The organism is Bradyrhizobium sp. MI1.7 (assembly GCF_055811795.1).
The window spans coordinates 26,361-44,153 of the sequence record NZ_JBVVPO010000070.1 but is presented as its reverse complement, the minus strand read 5'-3'; the positions used below and the strand labels follow the sequence as shown (position 1 = coordinate 44,153).

The window sequence follows — 17,793 nt, the reverse complement described above, 5'->3', positions numbered from 1 at the left end:
CGGCCATCCGGGGCCCCCCCCAACGGGCCGAGCCCGTAATCAATAACCACCATCGGGAGTATGGATTCCGGGCTCGCACCTGACGGCGCGCCCCGGAATGACGATGCGGAGAGAGTGGCTCAACCTGGATCAGATCAATCCGGCCGGACCATCTCGAACATGTTTTCCGGCTTGATCTCGAAGTAGTCGCCGCGACGGCCGGCGCGGACGATGGGGCGGGCGGCGGCGGTCTGGTAGACGCCGTCCTTGATCATGGCCTTGTCGATATGGACGGCGACGACCTCGCCCAGCGTCAGCCAGGCATCGGCCTCCTTGCCGTCGGCACCCTTGAGGCGGACGATGTCCGAGACCTTGCACTCGAAGGCAACCGGGCTCTCGGCCACGCGCGGCACGTTGACGAGCTTGCCGGGGACGGCGGTCAGCCCTGCGAGCTTGAACTCGTCGACCTCGGGGCCGACATGCGCGGCGGTCGCGTTCATGTGCTTGGCGAGATCCATGGTCGTCAGATTCCAGACGAACTCCCGGGTCTGCTCCATGTTCGAGACCGTGTCCTTCCAGTTGGTGGAGGAGAAGCCGATGATCGGCGGCACGTAGCAAAAGGCGTTGAAGAAGCTGTAGGGCGCGAGGTTGACGTGGCCCTTGGTGTCGCGGGAGGAGATCCAGCCGATCGGCCGCGGCGCGATGATGGCGTTGAAGGGATCGTGTTTGAGGCCGTGGCCCTTGGAAGGCTCGTAGAAATAGAGGTCTTTGTCGGTCACGGCGAGGTCTTCCCTGATCCTGGTAGCCCGGATGGAGCGAAGCGTAATCCGGGTCCGCTAGCGCGACGCTGAACCATCCCGGATTGCGCTTCGCTCCATCCGGGCTACGTCGGCCTGCTTATAGGGGAAATTCCAGCGCCCGTCAGTGGCGCGGCGACAGACCCGCGATGACGAAATCGATCATCTGGTCGATCGTCGGGCCCGGTTTGGTGGCGCACTGGGCGATCATCTGGGGGTGGAAGAAGCGCATCATCGCGGTGCAGGCGCACATCGAGGCCAGTTGCAGGTCCGGCGCCTCGAACTCGCCGGACGCGGTACCCTGCGCGATCACCTGACCGATGACGCCGGCAATGCACTCCATATGGGCGACGCAGACGTCCCAGTCCTCCTGCATCGCGATCTCGACCATCTCATGCAGCTTGTTATCGCCGACATAGCGCTCGGTGTTCATGCGATGGATGGTGGTGAGCAGTTCGCGGAAGCGCGGGAGCACCGGACCAGGCCTCGCCACGATCCGCTGCGCTTCGATCTCGACCTCGCCCATCAAGGCCCGCGCCACCGACTGGTGAATCGCCTTCTTCGATTCGAAGAAGCGATAGACATTGGCGGGGCTCATCCTGAGCTCCTTGGCGATGTCCCCGACCGTGGTCTTCTGGTAACCGATCTGGCGGAACAGCCGCTCAGCCACCTCGAGGATACGATCCCGGGTGTCGCCTTCGATATGTTCCGCAACCAGTGTCATGTGTCAGGACTCGTCCATCAGCAGTCTTCTCATTTATTCAGCCGCTTCAGCAAGCGGAATTGCGTGCTGGTCATCGCTCCCATGCTGCGGCGCGGCAGGCTGCTCGGGGGTGCCCGCCTCGTCCAGGCTCTTCCTGAACCACAGGGCGTAGAGGCCCGGCAGGTACAGCAGCGTCAGGAAGGTCGCGACGAACAGGCCTCCCATGATCGTGATCGCCATCGGGCCCCAGAAGGCCGAGCGCGACAACGGGATCATGGCCAGGATCGCGGCGAGCGCCGTCAGCACCACCGGCCGGGCGCGGCGGACGGTTGCCTCCACGATCGCCTCACGGCGGGTCAGGCCGTGGGAGACGTCGGTCTCGATCTGGTCGACCAGGATGACCGCGTTGCGCATGATCATGCCGGCGAGCGCGATCAGGCCGAGCAGCGCCACGAAGCCGAACGGGGCGTTGGCGACGTTGAGGCCGAACGAGGCACCGACGATGCCGAGCGGCGCGGTGAGGAACACCAGGATCAGGCGCGAGAAGCTCTGCAGCTGGAACATCAGCAGCGTCAGCATCACCATGACCATCAGCGGGAAGAGGATGAAGATCGAGGCGTTGCCCTTGGCGGATTCCTCGAACGCCCCACCCGGCTCGATGCGGTAGGCCGGCTCGAGATTGTCCTTGATCGCCTTCAGCTTCGGCGTGATCTGGCTCGTGACGTCGGGCGCCTGCACGCCGTCGACGACGTCGGAGCGCACGGTGATCGCCATGTCGCGGTTACGCCGCCACATGATCGGCTCCTCGTGGGCATACTCGATCTTGGCGATCTGCTGGAGCGGCACGGCGACGCCGTTCTTCGAGGTGATGGTCAGATCGCCGACGCCGCCGAGATCGAGACGTTCGGACGGGACCGCACGAGCGACCACGGCCACCTTCTCGATGCCGTCGCGAATGGTGGTGACCTGCGCACCCGAGATCAGCATCGACAGCGCCTGCGAGACGTCCTGCGGCGTCAGGCCCATGGCGCGGGCACGATCCTGGTCGACGACGAGCTTGAGGTAGGGCGACTGCTCGTTCCAGTCGAGCTGGACGTCCTTGACGCTCTTGTTCTGCCGCATGACGTCGCGGACCTGATAGGCGATCTCGCGCACCTTGTTGGCGTCGGGGCCGATCACGCGGAACTGGACGGGGAAGCCGACCGGCGGACCGAAGTTGAAGCGGTCGACGCGCACGCGCGCCTCGGTCAGCATGCCCTCCGCAGCCGCGTTCTCGATCTTGGCCTTGATGCGCTCGCGCGCCTCGACGCCCTTGGCGACGATGACGATCTCGGCAAACGCCTCGTTCGGAAGCTGCGGATTGAGGCCGAGCCAGAAGCGCGGCGAGCCCTGGCCGACATAGGACGTATAGGTCTCGATGTCCTTGTCGTCCTTGAGCAGCGTCTCGGCCTTCTTCACCGCCTTCTCGGTGACGTTGAAGGCGGTGCCCTCGGGCAGGCGGAGCTGGAGGAACAGCTCGGGCCGCTCCGACAGCGGGAAGAACTGCTGCTGGACATGGCCGAAGCCGACGATCGAGGCGATAAAGACGCCGACGGTCGCGGCCACCACGGTGATGCGGTGGTTGACGCACCATTGCACGATGGCGCGCAGGCCGCGGTACATGCGGGTCTCGTAGACCGCGTGCGGATCGTGATTGTGGTGCACCTTGATGTTGGGCAGCAGCATGACGCCGATATAGGGCGTGAAGATCACCGCCACGAACCAGGAGGCGACCAGCGCGATCGCCACGATCCAGAAGATGCTGCCGGCATATTCGCCGACCGCGGAATTGGCAAAGCCGATGGGGAGGAAGCCAGCGGCCGTGACCAGCGTTCCCGTGAGCATCGGAAACGCAGTGGATTCCCAGGCAAAGGAAGCCGCGCGATAACGGTCCCAGCCCTGCTCCATCTTCACCACCATCATCTCGACCGCGATAATGGCGTCATCCACCAGCAGGCCGAGCGCGATGATCAGCGCGCCGAGCGTGATGCGGTGCAGATCGAGCGACATCGTGTTCATGACGACGAAGACGATGCCGAGCACCAGCGGCACAGACAGCGCGACCACGATGCCGGTGCGCCAGCCGAGCGCCAGGAACGACACGAACAGCACGATGACGAGAGCTTCCATGAAGGAATGCACGAACTCGCCGACGGCGTGCTCGACCACCTTGGGCTGGTCGGCGATGAGCTTGACGTCGATGCCCTGCGGTACCGCCTTCATGAACTCGGCAGTGGCCTTCTCGACCTCCTTGCCGAGATCGAGGATGTTGGCGCCCTTGGCGGTGACGACACCGATGCCGATCGCGGCCTTGCCTTCCTGGCGCACGATGAAGCTCGGCGGGTCGACATAGCCGTGGGTGACGGTGGCGATATCACCTAAACGGAACACACGGCCGTTGCTCTCGACCGGCGTCTCGGCGACGGCCTTGGCGCCATCGAGCGCGCCGGTGACGCGCAGCGGCACGCGCTGCGACGAGGTCTCGACCGTGCCGGCGGGCACGACGTTGTTCTGCTTGGCGAGCGAATCGAACAGGGCCTGCGGCGTGATGCCGAGAGTGGCGAGCTTGGCGTGCGAGAATTCGACGAAGATGCGCTCGTCCTGGTTGCCGTAGACGTCGACCTTGGTCACGCCCGACACCTTCAGCAGGCGCTGGCGGAAGCCTTCCGAGACCTTCTTGAGCTGGGCATAGTCGGCGCCGTCGCCGGTCATCATGTAGAGGATGGAATCGACGTCGGAGAACTCGTCGTTGACGACGGGTCCCAGAATGCCCGAAGGCAACTGGCCCTGCACGTCGGCGAGCTTCTTGCGCAGCAGATAAAACAGATACGGCACGTCCTTCGGCGGCGTGGAATCGCGGAAGGTCACCTGGAGCGCGGTGAAGGCCGGCTTGGAATAGGTCTGCACCTTCTCGAAATAGGGCAGCTCCTGGATCTTCTTCTCGATGGGATCGGCGACCTGCGTCTGCATTTCCTGCGCGGTCGCGCCCGGCCAGATCACGGAGACGTTGACCACCTTCACCGTGAAGAACGGATCCTCGGCTCGCCCGAGCTTCTGATAGGAGAAGAAGCCGGCGACGCCGAGTATGATCATCAGGAACAGGACCAGCGTCGGATGGCTGACGGCCCAGGCCGAAAGGTTGAAGCGCTTCATCGCACTCTCCAAAGATGGTCCAATTGCAAAAAAGCCACAGCCACTCTGTTCAAACCGTCGTCGCGAGGCAGCGAAGCAATCCAGGGGGCTGGGCAGGTTCTGGATCGCTTCGCCGCTTCAGCCCCGGCATTTGCGCTTGGGCCGAAACTCACCTCACACGACGTGACTCGTAAACTCTAGAAAGACAGCGACGAGACGATCCGCACCCGCTGGCTCGGATCGAGCTTCTGCACGCCGAGCGCCACGATCTTGGCGCCCTCTTCGACACCGCTGGTGATGATGACGTCGTTGCTCTCGTAGGACTTCACCACGACCGGCTTGAGCGTGACGGCGCCATTGTCGTCGACGACGTAGAAGGAGGGTTTGCCGCCTTCGTTGAACAGCGCCGACAGCGGCAGCCGCGCGACGCGCTCGGTGGCGGCATCCGACAGCGTCAACGTCGCGGTCATGCCGAGCGACACCTTGTCGTCGGCCTCAGGCAGCGAGAACTTTGCAAGATAGGTGCGCGTCGACGGATCGGCCGTCGGCGCGATCTCGCGCAGCTTGGCCGCATATTTCTTGTCCGGCTCCGACCAAAGAGTGACGCTGGCGGCGCCCGACTTGGCACGTCCAACCAGCGTCTCAGGGATCGCGACGACCGCTTCCTTCTCGGCAAAGCGGGCGACACGGATCGAAGTCTGGCCTGCGGCAACCACCTGGCCGGGCTCGATCAGCGTTGCGGTGACGACGCCACGGGCGTCGGCGTTGAGCGTCGCGTAGGAAAGAGAATTCTTGGTCAGCTCGACTGAGCGCACAGCCCGGTCCAGACGCGCGCGGGCCTCATCGGCGGCGGCGCGGCTCGAATCCATCGCCGCATCCGTAGTCCAGCCCTTGGCCTTCAAATCCTTGGCGCGCTGCTCGGCCGCGGCGGCCTGGGCCAGCACGCCGGTTGCAGCGGTCTGCTCGGCGACGGACTGCTCGGCCTGGAGCTTCAGATCGACCTCGTCGAGGGTCGCGAGCGGCTGGCCGATTTCGACGGTCTGGCCGACCTCGACCAGGCGCTTGGCAACCTTGCCCGCCACACGGAAACCGAGATCGCTCTCGATCCGGGGCCTGACGGTGCCGACGAAGCTGCGCTCCGGCGTCTCGGCATCATAATGGGCGGTCGCGACCAGAACCGGCCGCGGCGGCTCGGCCTTTTCAGCGACGGTGTCATTGCACCCGGCCAGCGCCGCGGCCATCAGGGCCAGCGAGACACCCGCCAAGAGCTTGGAATAGCTGGACAAAACTGACCGAACGAACATCGGAGGACACTCCCGCGACTGCAATGAGAGGAATGTCGACTAATCACTGATGAAAGTCAATAATCGTCAGTCATCAGGAAAGCGTGATCGTTAAGGGGCGGTAAGGATTGGTGAGCCTTGTGCCGCTGGCAACGCGCACCATTTCTTGATAGGGTTACATGTAACCAACGGAAATACATATGAGCCCTTCAAAGCCCAAGCCGTCTCGTATGAAGGTGCAGGCCCACCGTGATCGATTGCGTGCACAAGGCCTGCGGCCGATCCAGATCTGGGTGCCGGATATCCGCTCGCCCTCCTTCCAATCGGAAGCCCATCGCCAATCGCTTGCGGTCGCAACGAGCTCACATGAATCCGAAGACCAAGGCTTCATTGATGCCGTATCCGATTGGACCGATGAATGAAGCGAGGTGAGGTCTGGACGGTGGCAGGCGGCAAGGACTATGCGGGCAAGCCGCGCCCCGTCGTCATCGTGCAGGACGACAGCTTTGACGCGACGAACTCCATCACTGTCTGCGCCTTCACGACCGACGAAACCGAGGCGCCACTTTTCCGGCTCAAGGTCGAGCCGAACGACGGCAACGGCCTTCGAGCTCCGTCTCGACTTATGGTCGACAAGATTACTACAGTGCCAAAAGCCAAGGTAGGAACGTTAGTGGGACGCCTAGACGATGACGACCTGCTGCGTCTCAATCGCGCTATTCTGGTGTTTCTCGGACTGGCTGGTTCGCAGAGAAGCGCCAGTGCAGATTAGCCCGGATGGAGCGCAGCTCAATCCGCGGCCTGCAGGCTGTAGCACGAGCAGTCCCGGATTTCGCTTCGCTCTATCCGGGCTACGCAGCGGTGAGTGCTGCTCTACCGCCCCTGCCCGGCGAACTCGTGCTTGCTCTCGTGGCCGCCGACAAACACAAGGATGCCGGCGATCAGGGGCAGGACGGCCAGCACCAGCAAGCCGGTCGAGGTCTGGCCGGTGGCTTCCTTGACCCAGCCGATCAGGTAGGGCCCGCCGAAGCCGGCGAGGTTGCCGATCGAGTTGATCAGCGCGATGGCGCCGGCCGCCGCCGTGCCGGAGAGCCAGGCGGTCGGCAGGGTCCAGAACACGCCGAAGCAGCAGAACACGCCGATCGCCGCGACGGTGAGCACCACCATCGTCATGGTGGGATCGGTGAGATAGGAGGAGACGGCAAGCGCAACGGCGGTGAGCAGCAGCGGCGCGCCGACATGCATCACGCGCTCGCGCGTCGCATCGGAATGCCGCGCCCACAGGATCATGGCGATGGTGCCGAACAGATACGGGATCGCGGTGACAAAGCCGGTCTGCGCGTTGGTGAGGCCGAACGCCTTGACGATCTGCGGCAGCCAGAACTGCATGCCATAGAGCGCACCAACGAAGCCGAAATAGACCAGGCTCAGCATGATCACCTTCGGCGACGACAGCGCTTCGCCGAGCGACAGATGCTTCACCGCCTGCTTGGCCGCGATTTCCGAATCGAGCCTGGACTTGAGCCAGGCCTTCTGATCGGCCGAGAGCCAGTCCGCCTTCTCCGGCTTGTCGGTGAGATAGAACCAGGTGACGATGCCCAGCAGCACCGAGGGGATGCCCTCGATGATGAACAGCCACTGCCAGCCCTTCAGCCCCATCGCGCCGTCGAGCCCGAGCAGCAGGCCCGAGACCGGCGCGCCGATCACGGTGGAGACCGGCACGGCGATGGCGAAGGCGGCGAGGAAGCGGGCGCGATACTCGGCCGGGTACCAGTAGGTGAGATAGAGGATGATGCCGGGGAAGAAGCCGGCCTCGGCGACGCCAAGCAGGAAGCGCAGCACGTAGAAGCTCGTCACGCCGCTGACCAGCGCCATCAGCGCCGAGATGATGCCCCAGGTCACCATGATGCGGGCGATCCAGCGGCTCGCGCCGAACTTCTCCAGCGCCAGATTGCTCGGCACCTCGAAAATGAAATAGCCGATGAAGAAGATGCCGGCGCCCCAGGAGAAGATCAGCGGCGTGAACTTGAGCTCGGCGTTCATGGTCAGCGCGGCGAAGCCGAGATTGACGCGGTCGAGATAGGAGAAGAAGTAGGCCAGCACCAGGAACGGAATCAGGCGCCAGGAGATGGCGCGGATCGTCGAGGTCTCGATTTCCGACTTGGCTGAGCCGGCGGAACCGGCATAGGTCGTGGTCTGGCTCATGGCTTCCCCCCGGGGTTGTTGCTCTTATGGGCTGATCCGGGGTTTTCAGCATCACCGCGAAAGAGTCAATGGAGCAAGCAATGCACGGGGCGCAGCCGGATAAACCTGTTGCGCTGCGACGGAGGTCGCTGACCCGCGCCGCCCTCGCGCTGGTCGTGATCGCCTGCGGGCTGTCGTTGCGCTGGTACGGCTTTCCGCTCGGGCTTCCCGCCTTCGTGGTGAAGTATGGCGGCTCGCTGCTGTGGGCGACGATGGTGTTTCTGCTGGTCGGGGCTTTGCTGCCGGGGATGTCACGGAGCCGACTTGCAGCCATCGCCATGGCGATCGCGATCGCCGTCGAGTTCTCCCGGCTGGTGCATGCGCCCTGGCTCGATGCGTTTCGGCTCGCCACCGCGGGCGCGCTGCTGCTCGGACGGATATTCTCGCTGTGGAATCTCGTGGCGTATGCCGTCGGGATTGCGTTCGGCGTTTGGATCGATCGGCTCGTCCAACTGCGTAGGGTGGGTTAGCCGAAGGCGTAACCCACCACTGTTTGCGTCCGCGGCAAGAGACGTGGTGGATTACGCTTCGCTAATCCACCCTACGGGACCGACGCCGTGGCGAGCGCCCCTCACTCCGCCAATTGAAACCGCTCGAAGCGATCGAGCTCCTCCTCGATCAGGCGCTTCAGCTCCTTGCGCCCCGCCGTCTTCTTCCCCTGCCCGACCCAGGTCCATTTCTGCATCAAGAGCTTCTTCGCCTGACGGTCGGTCTTGAGGTCAAGCGCCGCGACGATCTCGTCGCCCACCAGCACGGGCAACGCGAAATAGCCGAGCTTGCGCTTGGCCTTCGGCACATAGGCTTCGAACAGGTGGTTGTAGCCGAAGAACAGATTGGTGCGCTTGCGCTGGATGATCAGGGGATCGAACGGCGAGAGGATGTGAACGAGATCGGGCGCGGCGCCCTCACCCGGCTCCAGCGCCGCAGGCGCGGCCCAATGCTCCTGCTTGCCGGCGCCCTCGATCGCAACGGGCACGAGCTCACCACGGCGGACGCGTGAGGCGACCAGCTGAGCGATCGCCTTCTTGCTCGGCGCATCGAGGTGGCAGATCGAATCCAGACTGACCACGCCCTGCGACCGCAGCGCGCGGTCGAGCAGATAGGCCGTGATGTCTCTCGCCGACGCCGGCTTCGGCAGCTTGTCCCAGCCGAAGTGCCGCGTCATCAGCTCATAGGTCTTGAGCATGCCCTGGCGCGCGCTGACGGTCGCGACGCCGGTGTAGAAGGCCAGCTGCAAAGCCCGCTTCGAGGGCTTTCGGCTCTGCCAGAGATGCTCCTTCTCGGTGAGCACGTCGTCCTCGATGTCGCGGATCGTCAGCGGACCGGCGCGCAGGAGCCGCATCACCTTGCGCGTATCGGCCGGCTTGACCGAGGCGTACCATTTGTGCCCCTCGCGCCGGTGCTCGCGCATCGCCGGCAGGAAGAAGCGAAAATCGTTCGCCGGCACATAGGACAGCGCATGGGTCCAGTATTCGAACACGCTCCTGTCGACGCTCTGGGCCTGGCGCAGATCGGCACGCCGGTAGGACGGGATGCGGCTGAACAGGATGTGGTGGTGGCTGCGCTCGATCACGTTGATAGTGTCGATCTGCACATAACCGAGATGGTCGATCGCATCCGCCACCGCGCGCGCGCCCTCGCCGAACGGCGCGCGCTCGTCCAGCCGCTGGGCATGCAGCCAGATCTGCCGGGCCTGTGTCGCGGGGATCGGAAAGGGTTTGGGCGCGCGTGACATTGCAGGAGGCAATGTAGCCGGATTCGCGCCAGGAAAAAGAGAGACGCCAAAGAAGCTATCCCAAAAAAAGCCGCGCTGCCAACTGCTGACAGCGCGGCCGAACCGTGCGCGCCTCGCGCCTTACTTCATCGACATGGCCTTCTGCGCCTTCATTTAATGCATGCAGGCGCTCTTCATCTTGCCGTTGCTCGCAACGGTGTTGGCCATGGCTGCGCTGCGAGGGTGAAAGGCCTCAATTGCCGTTCTTTTGCACCTTGGGCCGGTCACCGAGGCTGCCGGTGGCAACGTCAGGCTCGCAGGACGCTTTGCCACGCACCTCCGCCTGGCAGCGATAGACGCTGCCGGTGAGGCGGTCGACCAGCCACATGTTCTCGTCGTTCGGACCGTCGAGGCCGACATAACGGCTGCTCAGCCCGGTGATCAGCGTGGACAGCAGGATCGCCACCGCGATCATCGCCGCACCGACATAGATGGGCATTGAGCTCAGAAAGACTGTCCGATCCGGCGGCCCGCCACGATAGAACTGGTAATCACTCGGCCTGGGCACTGGACTGAACTCGGCTCCGTTCCTCGGCGGTTATTGGACGCGGAGTCCTGCTAGGCGCCCAACTGGCCGAATTCTTGTTCGCACGCAGGCCATCACGCGACGGCTTTGCGACGATCGGTGAGCAAGGGTTTCCGGAACAAAATTGGCGGCCCGAACCGGGCCGCCTGTTGCTTGCCTGCCGGCTCAGCGGCGGCCGAACAACCCGCCCATCATACCGCCGAACAGACCGCCGGGGCCGCCTGGCGGACCGGCACCGCCACCGCCGTAATGGCGCCGGCCGCCACCGCCGGAGGACCGGCGACGCGCCGGCTCGTCGTCTGCCTGTTCGGAGGAGGCCGCGCGGGTCGAGACGATCTCCGACAGCAGCGCCTTGTGCTGGAGCTTGTTGAGATAACCAGTCGCAGGATAGCCACGGGCAGCCTGCCACCGCCTCATCACGGAACGGGTCTCATCGTCGAACTTGCCCGTCGCCTTGACGTCGAAGCCGAGCCCGGTGAGGCGGCGCTGCACGTCGCGGCGCTGGTTCTTGTCCAGACCGATCTGGTCTTCAGACACCTGGTTGGCTTCTTCCGTAAAGGTCGCGGGATCGATCCCGGCCGAGAGGTTGCGGGTGGTGATGGATGGACCATCCTGCAACGCCGCGATGCGGGCGAGTGCGATCGATTTGAACGTGCCGTTGGGATAGCTGGTGAGATAGGCGTTGAGCTCCTCGACCTTGTTGGAGTCTCTGATCGAGCGCCAGAACTCGAGCTCGACGTCGGAGCCTTGCTTGCTCGCGGCCAACACCGGCGCGTTCGACGGGTCGGTCGTGGCCGCAGCCGGCACGCCAACCGGATTGAGATAGACGTTGCCCGTGAGGTTGGTGTGCCCCCAGGGCAATTGCCCCTTGCTGGTCTCGTCACTGACCTGGGCACGCACCTTGGTCATCGCCTGCTGGATCTCGATCCCGGGCTGGGCAATGTTGGCGACGAGCGCGCGGGTGAACGGGCTGTTGGTGCCGGCCTCGCCGTCGAGCGCGGTCTGACCGGGGCCGGTGGCAAAGGCAATCAGCGTGCCCTCGCCCGACTTCATCTCGGCAAGACCGGTCTGGACGTTGACGGAGCGGGTGGCCTTGGCCGAGCGGATCTTTGCCGCGAACGGATTGTCGCGGCAGGCGTCCAGGAACACGAGCTTCACCTTCGCGTCCGACATGGTCTGATCGAGCGTGAGGTCGACATTGATCGCCGCGCCCAGTTTGACGTCCATCTCGGATTTCAGGTCGGCGTCGACCGGCAACAGATAGTTGACGCCGTTCACGGCAATCCCGTGGCCGGCATAGAAGAACACCGCGACGTCGGCGCCTTCACTCTTCTTGCCGAACTCCAGAAGCTTCGCGGTCATGGCATCGCGGGTGAGGTTGGCGCCCTCGACGACGTCGAAGCCGACATTGCGCAGCACCCTGGCCATCGCCTTGGAATCGATCGCGGGGTTGGGAAGCTGCGGGACATTCTTGTAGGCGGCGTTGCCGACCACGAAGGCGACGCGCTTGTCCGCGAAGGCCGCGTTGCCGCTGACGAGAAATACTGCGATTGAAATTGCTGCGATCAAGAAGCGCATGATCATTCTCCCCTGATCCAAACTTCCTCGCTGCTCTCGGTTCGGCCTGAGCCGATCCGATGAGAGCAATCTGATCCAGTTCACAACGACGCACTGTGATCTGGATCACTCGGGGATTTCTGCTGCTCGAACCGAGCTGAGAGTCGCTGCGACGGTCGCTTTTCGGGCTGCTGACGCAGCGGGCAATACGGCTGGTGACGAACAATGACCGAAAGATTGTACCTGCGCGGGCGGCGAGTCCAGCCGGTTCAGCGATCCGCTGTCGACGCCGAACGAGACAGCGGTTCTTCCCGGTGGCAGGGCACCGCCGCTGGCTCGACATGCCATGGATGCCGATCGGCGCCGGCGCTAGGATGCACGGGTCATTTCGGTCGTCTGGAATGTGACCCGCATCACATCGAGGCTGTTGAACCTTCCCTACGCTCGCAACATCAAATCGCTATCAGGCGTAACAGCGAGGATACGACAATGACCCGTTTTGATAAGTTTTTTGGACTGAAGGCGATTACCCTCACGGCCGCGCTGTCGATGACGGCGGGCCTGGCTTTCGCCGGCGATAACGTCTCCGCCAACCAGATTCTGGATGCGCTGAAGCCGAAGCCGGCGACCCGCGGCCTGTCCGTCGGTCCGCAGGCCGATCCGACCGCGCAGGCCAAGGAAGCGACGTTCCTGAACACGGTGCGCAACCGCTCGACCCGGTCGCTCTCGATGGGCGAGCGCGAGCAGATCGCCGAGCTCGCCGCGACCAAGCCGAAGATCGATCTGGAGATCCAGTTCGACTACAACTCGGCCGACATCGCCAAGACGTCGGTGCCGTCGGTGCAGGCGCTCGGCAAGGCGCTGTCCGATCCGTCGCTGAAGGGCTCGACCTTCGTGGTCGCCGGCCACACCGATGCGATCGGCGGCGAGGAGTACAATCAAGGCCTCTCCGAACGGCGCGCCGACACCATCAAGAAGTACCTGGTGCAGAACTATGGTCTCAACGGCACAGAGCTCGTCACCGTCGGCTATGGCAAAACCAAGCTGAAGGACACCGCCAATGGCGCCGACCCGATCAACCGCCGCGTCCAGGTCGTCAACATGGAAGCCAAGACGACGGCGTCCAAGTAGATTGTCCAAGTGAACTTCAAGTGAACTTCAAATCATCGCCGCGCGAAACACGCCGCCTGCCACGATCGTGACAGGCGGCGATTTCATATCCAGCTCTGGAACAGCATCAACCGGTTGAACGTCTGCATGGACGTGCCGATGAAGGCCGCCGAGATCGGCAGCATCACCGCAAAGCCGATCGCCGCGACCCCGACATAGGCCCACAGCAGCCAGCGCGGCAGCCCCGCTCGTCGCAGCACATAGACCAGCGCAAGCGACGCCACGGTTGCGGCCGGCAGATAATAGTAGAGGAAGCCGAGCGTGCGCGGCAGCAAAGCCCAGGCGAGCCAGGAGCCGAAATAGAACGCCGCGATCAGGAACGCATCCCAGCGCCGCGCGACGATGAAGTCGCGCAGCACGACGGCGAGCGCGAGCAGCGCCGGCCACGCGACCAGCGGATTGCCGAGGAAGACGATCGCGGAGACATTGTTCTCCGAGGTCTTGTCGAACAGGAACCACACCGGGCGCGCGAGCAGCGGCCAGGATGGCCACGCGCTCATATAGGTATGACCGGCGATCGCGGTCGTGGTGTTGTCGGCGAATATCCGGCGCTGCGCCTCGATCAGATCCGGCAGCGACGCTCCGTAGAGCGGCACGAAAGCGGCAAGATATGTCAGCGCCGGCAGCACGGCGAAGCAGAGCGCGACATGCTGCGCGCGAAGATCGGGCCAGAGATCGGGCCGATACCAGTCGCTCGGCTTCGCGTCGGCGAACAGCGTGCGCCAGCCCTGCATCAGCCGGATCACCGCAACCACAACGATGCAGATGCCGAGCGGAAACAGGCCGCTCCATTTGCAAGCCGCGGCAAGGCCAAACAACGCGCCCGCGAGCGCGAACAACGCATGCGGGCGCTCTCTTCGAAAGCCGTGCATGAAGGCGGCAATCGCGAGCAGGCCGAATCCGAGCGCGTAAATGTCGAGCATGGCGATACGCGCCTGCACGTAAAGCATCTGGTTGAAGCCCGCGATCGCCGCGGCGGCGATCGCGGGCCCCTGCGCGGAGAACAGCGCGAGCCCGCACAGATAGATCGCGACGATCGCGAGCGCGCCGAACAAGGTCGACGGATAGCGCCAGCCCAGCGCATTGTCGCCGAAGGCTGCGATCGATGCCGCGATCAGCTCCTTGGCCAGCGGCGGATGCATCGGATTGAGCGTTGGTTGCGAGATCGTGGGTGCCAGCATCTGCCGTGCCGCCGGCACGTAATGCACCTCGTCGAAGACGAACTTCTCCGGCGCCGTCAGGCCGATCAGCAGCGCGAGATGCGCGACCAGGAAAATCGCGACAGCGATCACTGCGCTCTGCGACACCTTCGGAACCGCGGGCAATTCGAACGGCTGCTGTGGGGCTATTTTGCGTGGCAAATCTGCTTCACCGCGGAGAAAAACAAAGACGGCACTTTTCATTGAACGCATTCTGCCGCAACTGTCACTAAGCATAACGCACGTCCAGCGCCGCTTGTGATAATTTCGCCACATCAGAAGCGCGCGCGATCCGGTACGATCAGGGACATATCGATCGGTTGCGAAATGAATTTGCGTTTCTGGCTTTTCCCAACTCTGTTGTCGGCACTCGTCTGCGCGGCGCCTTGCGCGCAGGCGCAGACGCGCGTCGGCGAAGCCGTCGTGATCCAGAACGACGTGGTGCGCGTGGCCACGACCACGACGCCGATTAGTGTCGGCGACAGCATGCTGCGCGACGAGACCGTGCGCACCGGTGCCGACAGCGCCGCGCGCTTCGTCATGGCCGACAGCACCAACCTCTCGCTGGGCCCGAGCGCCACGCTGAAGCTCGACCGCACCGTCTTCAACGACGAGCACAGCTATCGCGACGTCGCGATCCGCATGACCACAGGCGCATTCCGTTTCGTCACCGGCCATTCGGAGAAGACCGCTTACAAGATCACCACCCCGCTCGCGACCATCGGCGTGCGCGGCACCACGCTCGACATCCTCTCCCAGCGCGGCCGCTCCGTCGTCGTGCTCCAGGACGGAGCCGCCAGCGTCTGCACGACGAACTCCCAGTGCGTGCAGCTCACCCAGCCCGGCGACACTGCAATCATCACCTCGGCCGGCGGCAAGGTCAGCATCACCAAGACCAACACGCCGCCCTGGACCTTTGCCGCCAATTGCGCCGCAAGCGCCGGGCTGTGCTCGGTCAACCAGTATGCGGACGCCTCGCCGACCATCACGCCTGCCGTCCACGACGACGGCATGCTGTGCGGGCGGTGATGATGGCGAAACTCGACGTCAGACGCCTCGTCCTCGCCGCCGCGCTGACCGCAACCGCTGCGTTTGCGTTCTTCGCGTTCAATGCGCGACCGGCGGCAGCGCAGGCGGCTTGCGAGTCCCAATGCGGTGGGCCGACGCCCTCACCGTCGCCGACCTATTCACCGTCGCCGACACCCACACCGACCCCCTCGCCTTCGCCAAGCCCCTATCCGTCGTCCTCGCCGAGCCCGTATCCACCGCCTCCACCTTCGGGCCCGACCGGCGCGGACTCCAGCGGCAATTCGATCGGCGGCCTCGCCAACCAGCGCTTCAACCAGATGATCACCAACCGGGTGCTCGGCACGGTGCTGCTCGGCGTCAACGAGCAGGTCAATTGCAGCGACTGCATCAGCGCATTCGGCTCCGCCGGCTCTTTCTCGGCCGGCATCCACGGCCGCAAGGAGCTCACCAACAACCTGTCGCTGCTCGCCGGCATCGCCTACACGCAATACAGCGAGGGCGGCTACAATATCACCAGCGCGCCGATCGGCGCCTTCGCTCTGCGCTATGATTTCACCGACTGGGGCTCGTCGCGCCCGTTCTTCGACGTCGGCACCATCCTGACGCCGTGGGAGAAGGCGCGCTACACCCGCAGCTACAACACCAGCCTCGGGCCGGTGAGCGTCACGGGCTCGACCAACGCGTCGAACTACGCCGTCTATGGCCGTGCCGGCTGGATGAGCCGCGTGTCCCCGCGCGACGAATTCGCGGCCTCGATCGAAGTCTGGCAGCTCTGGCAGCGCGTCTCCGGCTATTCGGACAGCGCCGTGGCGTTCAATCCGTTCGACGCCTCCATTGCGACCGGCACCGACCGCACCAGCCTGGTCAAGATCGGCGGCCAGTGGACGCACCTCTTCGGCAGCAACATCGAGACCAACGTCAATGGCGGCTGGGTGCAGTCCTTCGCCAGCCATGGCGGCATCGTCGCCACCGTGACCGGCGACGGCCTGGTGGTGCCGACGATGGGCAACCAGGGCTGGTTCGAATATGGCAGCCGCCTCGGCTTCCGCGTGCAGAAGGGCTGGATCGTGGACCTGTTCGCCAACGGCACGCTGGGCCCGCAGCCGGTGGGGAACACCATCCATGGCGGCGTGGGGCTAAGGATCAATTACTAGGGCGGGATCTCGCCCCAAATTCCGCTGTCATGCCCCGCGAAGGCGGGGCATCCAGTACGCCGCGGCCTATCGATTGACCACTAGCGTCTCGGAATACTCGATCGCCCGGTCAAGCCGGGCGATGATCGCGAGTATGTGGCAAGGCCATAGGCCTCACGCTGCCGACTTGCCCTCGAACGCGCGACGCAAGACATCCACATCGAGCTTCACCATCTTCATCATGGCTTGCATCGCGCGCGCAGCCGCAGCCTTGTCTGGGCTCGACAGGAATTCGAACATCACCTTCGGCACCACCTGCCAGGATACGCCCCAGCGATCGCTGATCCAGCCGCACTGCTGCTCCTTGCCGCCATGAGCAAGGAACGCGCTCCAGACGCTGTCGACCTGAGCCTGGTCGTCGCAATGGATCATCAGGGAGATTGCGTGGGTATATTCCACCTTCATGCCGCCGTTGAGCGCGACCAGGGGCTGCCCGGCCACCGTGAACTCGACGACGAGCACGGAGCCTGTCTTGCCGGACGGGCCGTCCGAAACGTTGCGCTGGACGTGCGTGATTTCCGAGTTCGGAACGAGCGACACGTAGAACTTCGCGGCTTCCTCGGCATCGCCGTTGAACCACATGCAGGGCACGAGCTTGGACATCGTGAATGCTCCTCTTGAGATGGTCGATGTTCGTTGGCTTCGGTCAGGCGTTCGCCATGTCGGACTGCGCGGCGAAGGCTGCCATGTCCATCCAGTTCACGCCCCACATATGACCATCCGGATCCTCGAAGCTGCGGCCGTACATGAAGCTGTACTCGTCCTTCGGGCTTGGATCGGCCACACCGCCCGCGGCCTCGGCCTTGCCTACGACGTCATCGACCTCGTCGCGGCTGTCGGCCGAGAGGCAGAGCAGCACCTGGTTGGAGGTCTTGGCATCCGCGATCGGCTTCGGCGTGAACTTGCGGAATTTGTCGTGGGTCAGGAGCATGGCGAAGATGGTCTCGGAGAAGACCATGCAGCTCGCCGTCTCGTCGCTGAATTGCGGGTTCCTGACCGCACCGACCGCCTCGTAAAAGGCCGTCGCGCGCTTGAGGTCGGTCACTGGCAGATTGACGAAGATCATTTTGGGCATCGGAGGCTCCTTGGGCGGGGTTCTGCCCAAGGACGGATGGCCCAGCGGTCATCCGACACGGCTTCCGAATATTTTTTGAAGGCTGTACCTGCG

The 17,793-nt window shown here is 64.1% G+C and carries 17 protein-coding genes; 6 read left to right on the top strand and 11 right to left on the bottom strand.

Annotated elements, in window-relative coordinates; translation table 11 throughout:
- Positions 1 to 134 precede the first annotated feature (134 nt).
- The 4 genes from AC0L3X_RS38505 to AC0L3X_RS38490 form a co-directional block, all read right to left on the bottom strand.
- Positions 135 to 758 carry a flavin reductase family protein gene (locus tag AC0L3X_RS38505; RefSeq protein WP_028148599.1) on the bottom strand — a complete coding sequence of 208 codons (624 nt, stop codon included), beginning with the start codon at positions 756 to 758 and terminating at the stop codon, positions 135 to 137.
- 142 nt (positions 759 to 900) lie between these two features.
- Complete coding sequence (locus tag AC0L3X_RS38500) at positions 901 to 1,500, bottom strand: TetR/AcrR family transcriptional regulator (RefSeq protein WP_063985197.1); 600 nt, start codon at positions 1,498 to 1,500, stop codon at positions 901 to 903.
- 33 nt (positions 1,501 to 1,533) lie between these two features.
- Positions 1,534 to 4,671: an efflux RND transporter permease subunit gene (locus tag AC0L3X_RS38495; protein ID WP_354131838.1), complete on the bottom strand. Its 3,138-nt coding sequence runs from the start codon at positions 4,669 to 4,671 to the stop codon at positions 1,534 to 1,536.
- Between the two features lie 176 nt (positions 4,672 to 4,847).
- Positions 4,848 to 5,954, bottom strand: a complete 1,107-nt coding sequence (locus AC0L3X_RS38490; protein WP_028148596.1) for an efflux RND transporter periplasmic adaptor subunit — start codon at positions 5,952 to 5,954, stop codon at positions 4,848 to 4,850.
- A gap of 179 nt (positions 5,955 to 6,133) precedes the next feature.
- Here AC0L3X_RS38490 and AC0L3X_RS38485 point away from each other — a divergent pair, with 179 nt between their 5' ends.
- Positions 6,134 to 6,355, top strand: coding sequence for an antitoxin MazE family protein (locus AC0L3X_RS38485; RefSeq protein ID WP_063985199.1), 222 nt, complete (start codon positions 6,134 to 6,136; stop codon positions 6,353 to 6,355).
- Positions 6,352 to 6,705 (top strand): type II toxin-antitoxin system PemK/MazF family toxin, encoded by a 354-nt coding sequence (locus AC0L3X_RS38480; protein ID WP_063985200.1) that lies wholly within the window; start codon positions 6,352 to 6,354, stop codon positions 6,703 to 6,705. Before AC0L3X_RS38485 ends, AC0L3X_RS38480 begins: the two co-directional genes overlap by 4 nt.
- A gap of 101 nt (positions 6,706 to 6,806) precedes the next feature.
- Here the strand turns inward: AC0L3X_RS38480 and AC0L3X_RS38475 are convergent, their stop codons facing one another.
- The gene (locus tag AC0L3X_RS38475; protein ID WP_071916224.1) at positions 6,807 to 8,138 is read right to left on the bottom strand and encodes an MFS transporter; all 1,332 of its coding nucleotides are present in this window, start codon (positions 8,136 to 8,138) and stop codon (positions 6,807 to 6,809) included.
- Positions 8,139 to 8,218: 80 nt separating this feature from the next.
- On the opposite strand from AC0L3X_RS38475, the gene AC0L3X_RS38470 reads away from it, so the two are divergent.
- Complete coding sequence (locus tag AC0L3X_RS38470; RefSeq protein ID WP_354131839.1) at positions 8,219 to 8,647, top strand: ribosomal maturation YjgA family protein; 429 nt, start codon at positions 8,219 to 8,221, stop codon at positions 8,645 to 8,647.
- 101 nt (positions 8,648 to 8,748) lie between these two features.
- Here AC0L3X_RS38470 and AC0L3X_RS38465 read toward each other — a convergent pair whose 3' ends face one another.
- The 3 genes from AC0L3X_RS38465 to AC0L3X_RS38455 all read right to left on the bottom strand — a co-directional run bounded on the left by AC0L3X_RS38465 (position 8,749) and on the right by AC0L3X_RS38455 (position 12,055).
- Positions 8,749 to 9,912: a winged helix-turn-helix domain-containing protein gene (locus AC0L3X_RS38465; protein WP_354131840.1), complete on the bottom strand. Its 1,164-nt coding sequence runs from the start codon at positions 9,910 to 9,912 to the stop codon at positions 8,749 to 8,751.
- Positions 9,913 to 10,144: 232 nt separating this feature from the next.
- On the bottom strand, positions 10,145 to 10,390 hold the full coding sequence (locus AC0L3X_RS38460) for a hypothetical protein (protein WP_063985204.1): 246 nt from the start codon (positions 10,388 to 10,390) through the stop codon (positions 10,145 to 10,147).
- Positions 10,391 to 10,642: 252 nt separating this feature from the next.
- Positions 10,643 to 12,055 (bottom strand): caspase family protein, encoded by a 1,413-nt coding sequence (locus tag AC0L3X_RS38455; RefSeq protein WP_354131841.1) that lies wholly within the window; start codon positions 12,053 to 12,055, stop codon positions 10,643 to 10,645.
- 468 nt (positions 12,056 to 12,523) lie between these two features.
- Between AC0L3X_RS38455 and AC0L3X_RS38450 the strand changes: the two genes are divergently transcribed.
- Positions 12,524 to 13,165: an OmpA family protein gene (locus tag AC0L3X_RS38450; protein WP_063985205.1), complete on the top strand. Its 642-nt coding sequence runs from the start codon at positions 12,524 to 12,526 to the stop codon at positions 13,163 to 13,165.
- An 83-nt stretch (positions 13,166 to 13,248) separates the two neighbouring features.
- On the opposite strand, the gene AC0L3X_RS38445 is transcribed toward AC0L3X_RS38450, so the two are convergent.
- Complete coding sequence (locus tag AC0L3X_RS38445; protein ID WP_354131842.1) at positions 13,249 to 14,679, bottom strand: phospholipid carrier-dependent glycosyltransferase; 1,431 nt, start codon at positions 14,677 to 14,679, stop codon at positions 13,249 to 13,251.
- A 51-nt stretch (positions 14,680 to 14,730) separates the two neighbouring features.
- Between AC0L3X_RS38445 and AC0L3X_RS38440 the strand changes: the two genes are divergently transcribed.
- Positions 14,731 to 15,432 (top strand): FecR family protein, encoded by a 702-nt coding sequence (locus AC0L3X_RS38440; RefSeq protein ID WP_354131843.1) that lies wholly within the window; start codon positions 14,731 to 14,733, stop codon positions 15,430 to 15,432.
- 2 nt (positions 15,433 to 15,434) lie between these two features.
- Entirely contained in the window at positions 15,435 to 16,586 is a 1,152-nt protein-coding gene (locus AC0L3X_RS38435; RefSeq protein ID WP_473317274.1) for a hypothetical protein, read from the top strand.
- A 153-nt stretch (positions 16,587 to 16,739) separates the two neighbouring features.
- Here the strand turns inward: AC0L3X_RS38435 and AC0L3X_RS38430 are convergent, their stop codons facing one another.
- Positions 16,740 to 17,228, bottom strand: a complete 489-nt coding sequence (locus AC0L3X_RS38430; RefSeq protein WP_014497471.1) for a VOC family protein — start codon at positions 17,226 to 17,228, stop codon at positions 16,740 to 16,742.
- A gap of 43 nt (positions 17,229 to 17,271) precedes the next feature.
- Positions 17,272 to 17,700, bottom strand: coding sequence for a VOC family protein (locus AC0L3X_RS38425; protein WP_014497472.1), 429 nt, complete (start codon positions 17,698 to 17,700; stop codon positions 17,272 to 17,274).
- Positions 17,701 to 17,793 lie beyond the last annotated feature (93 nt).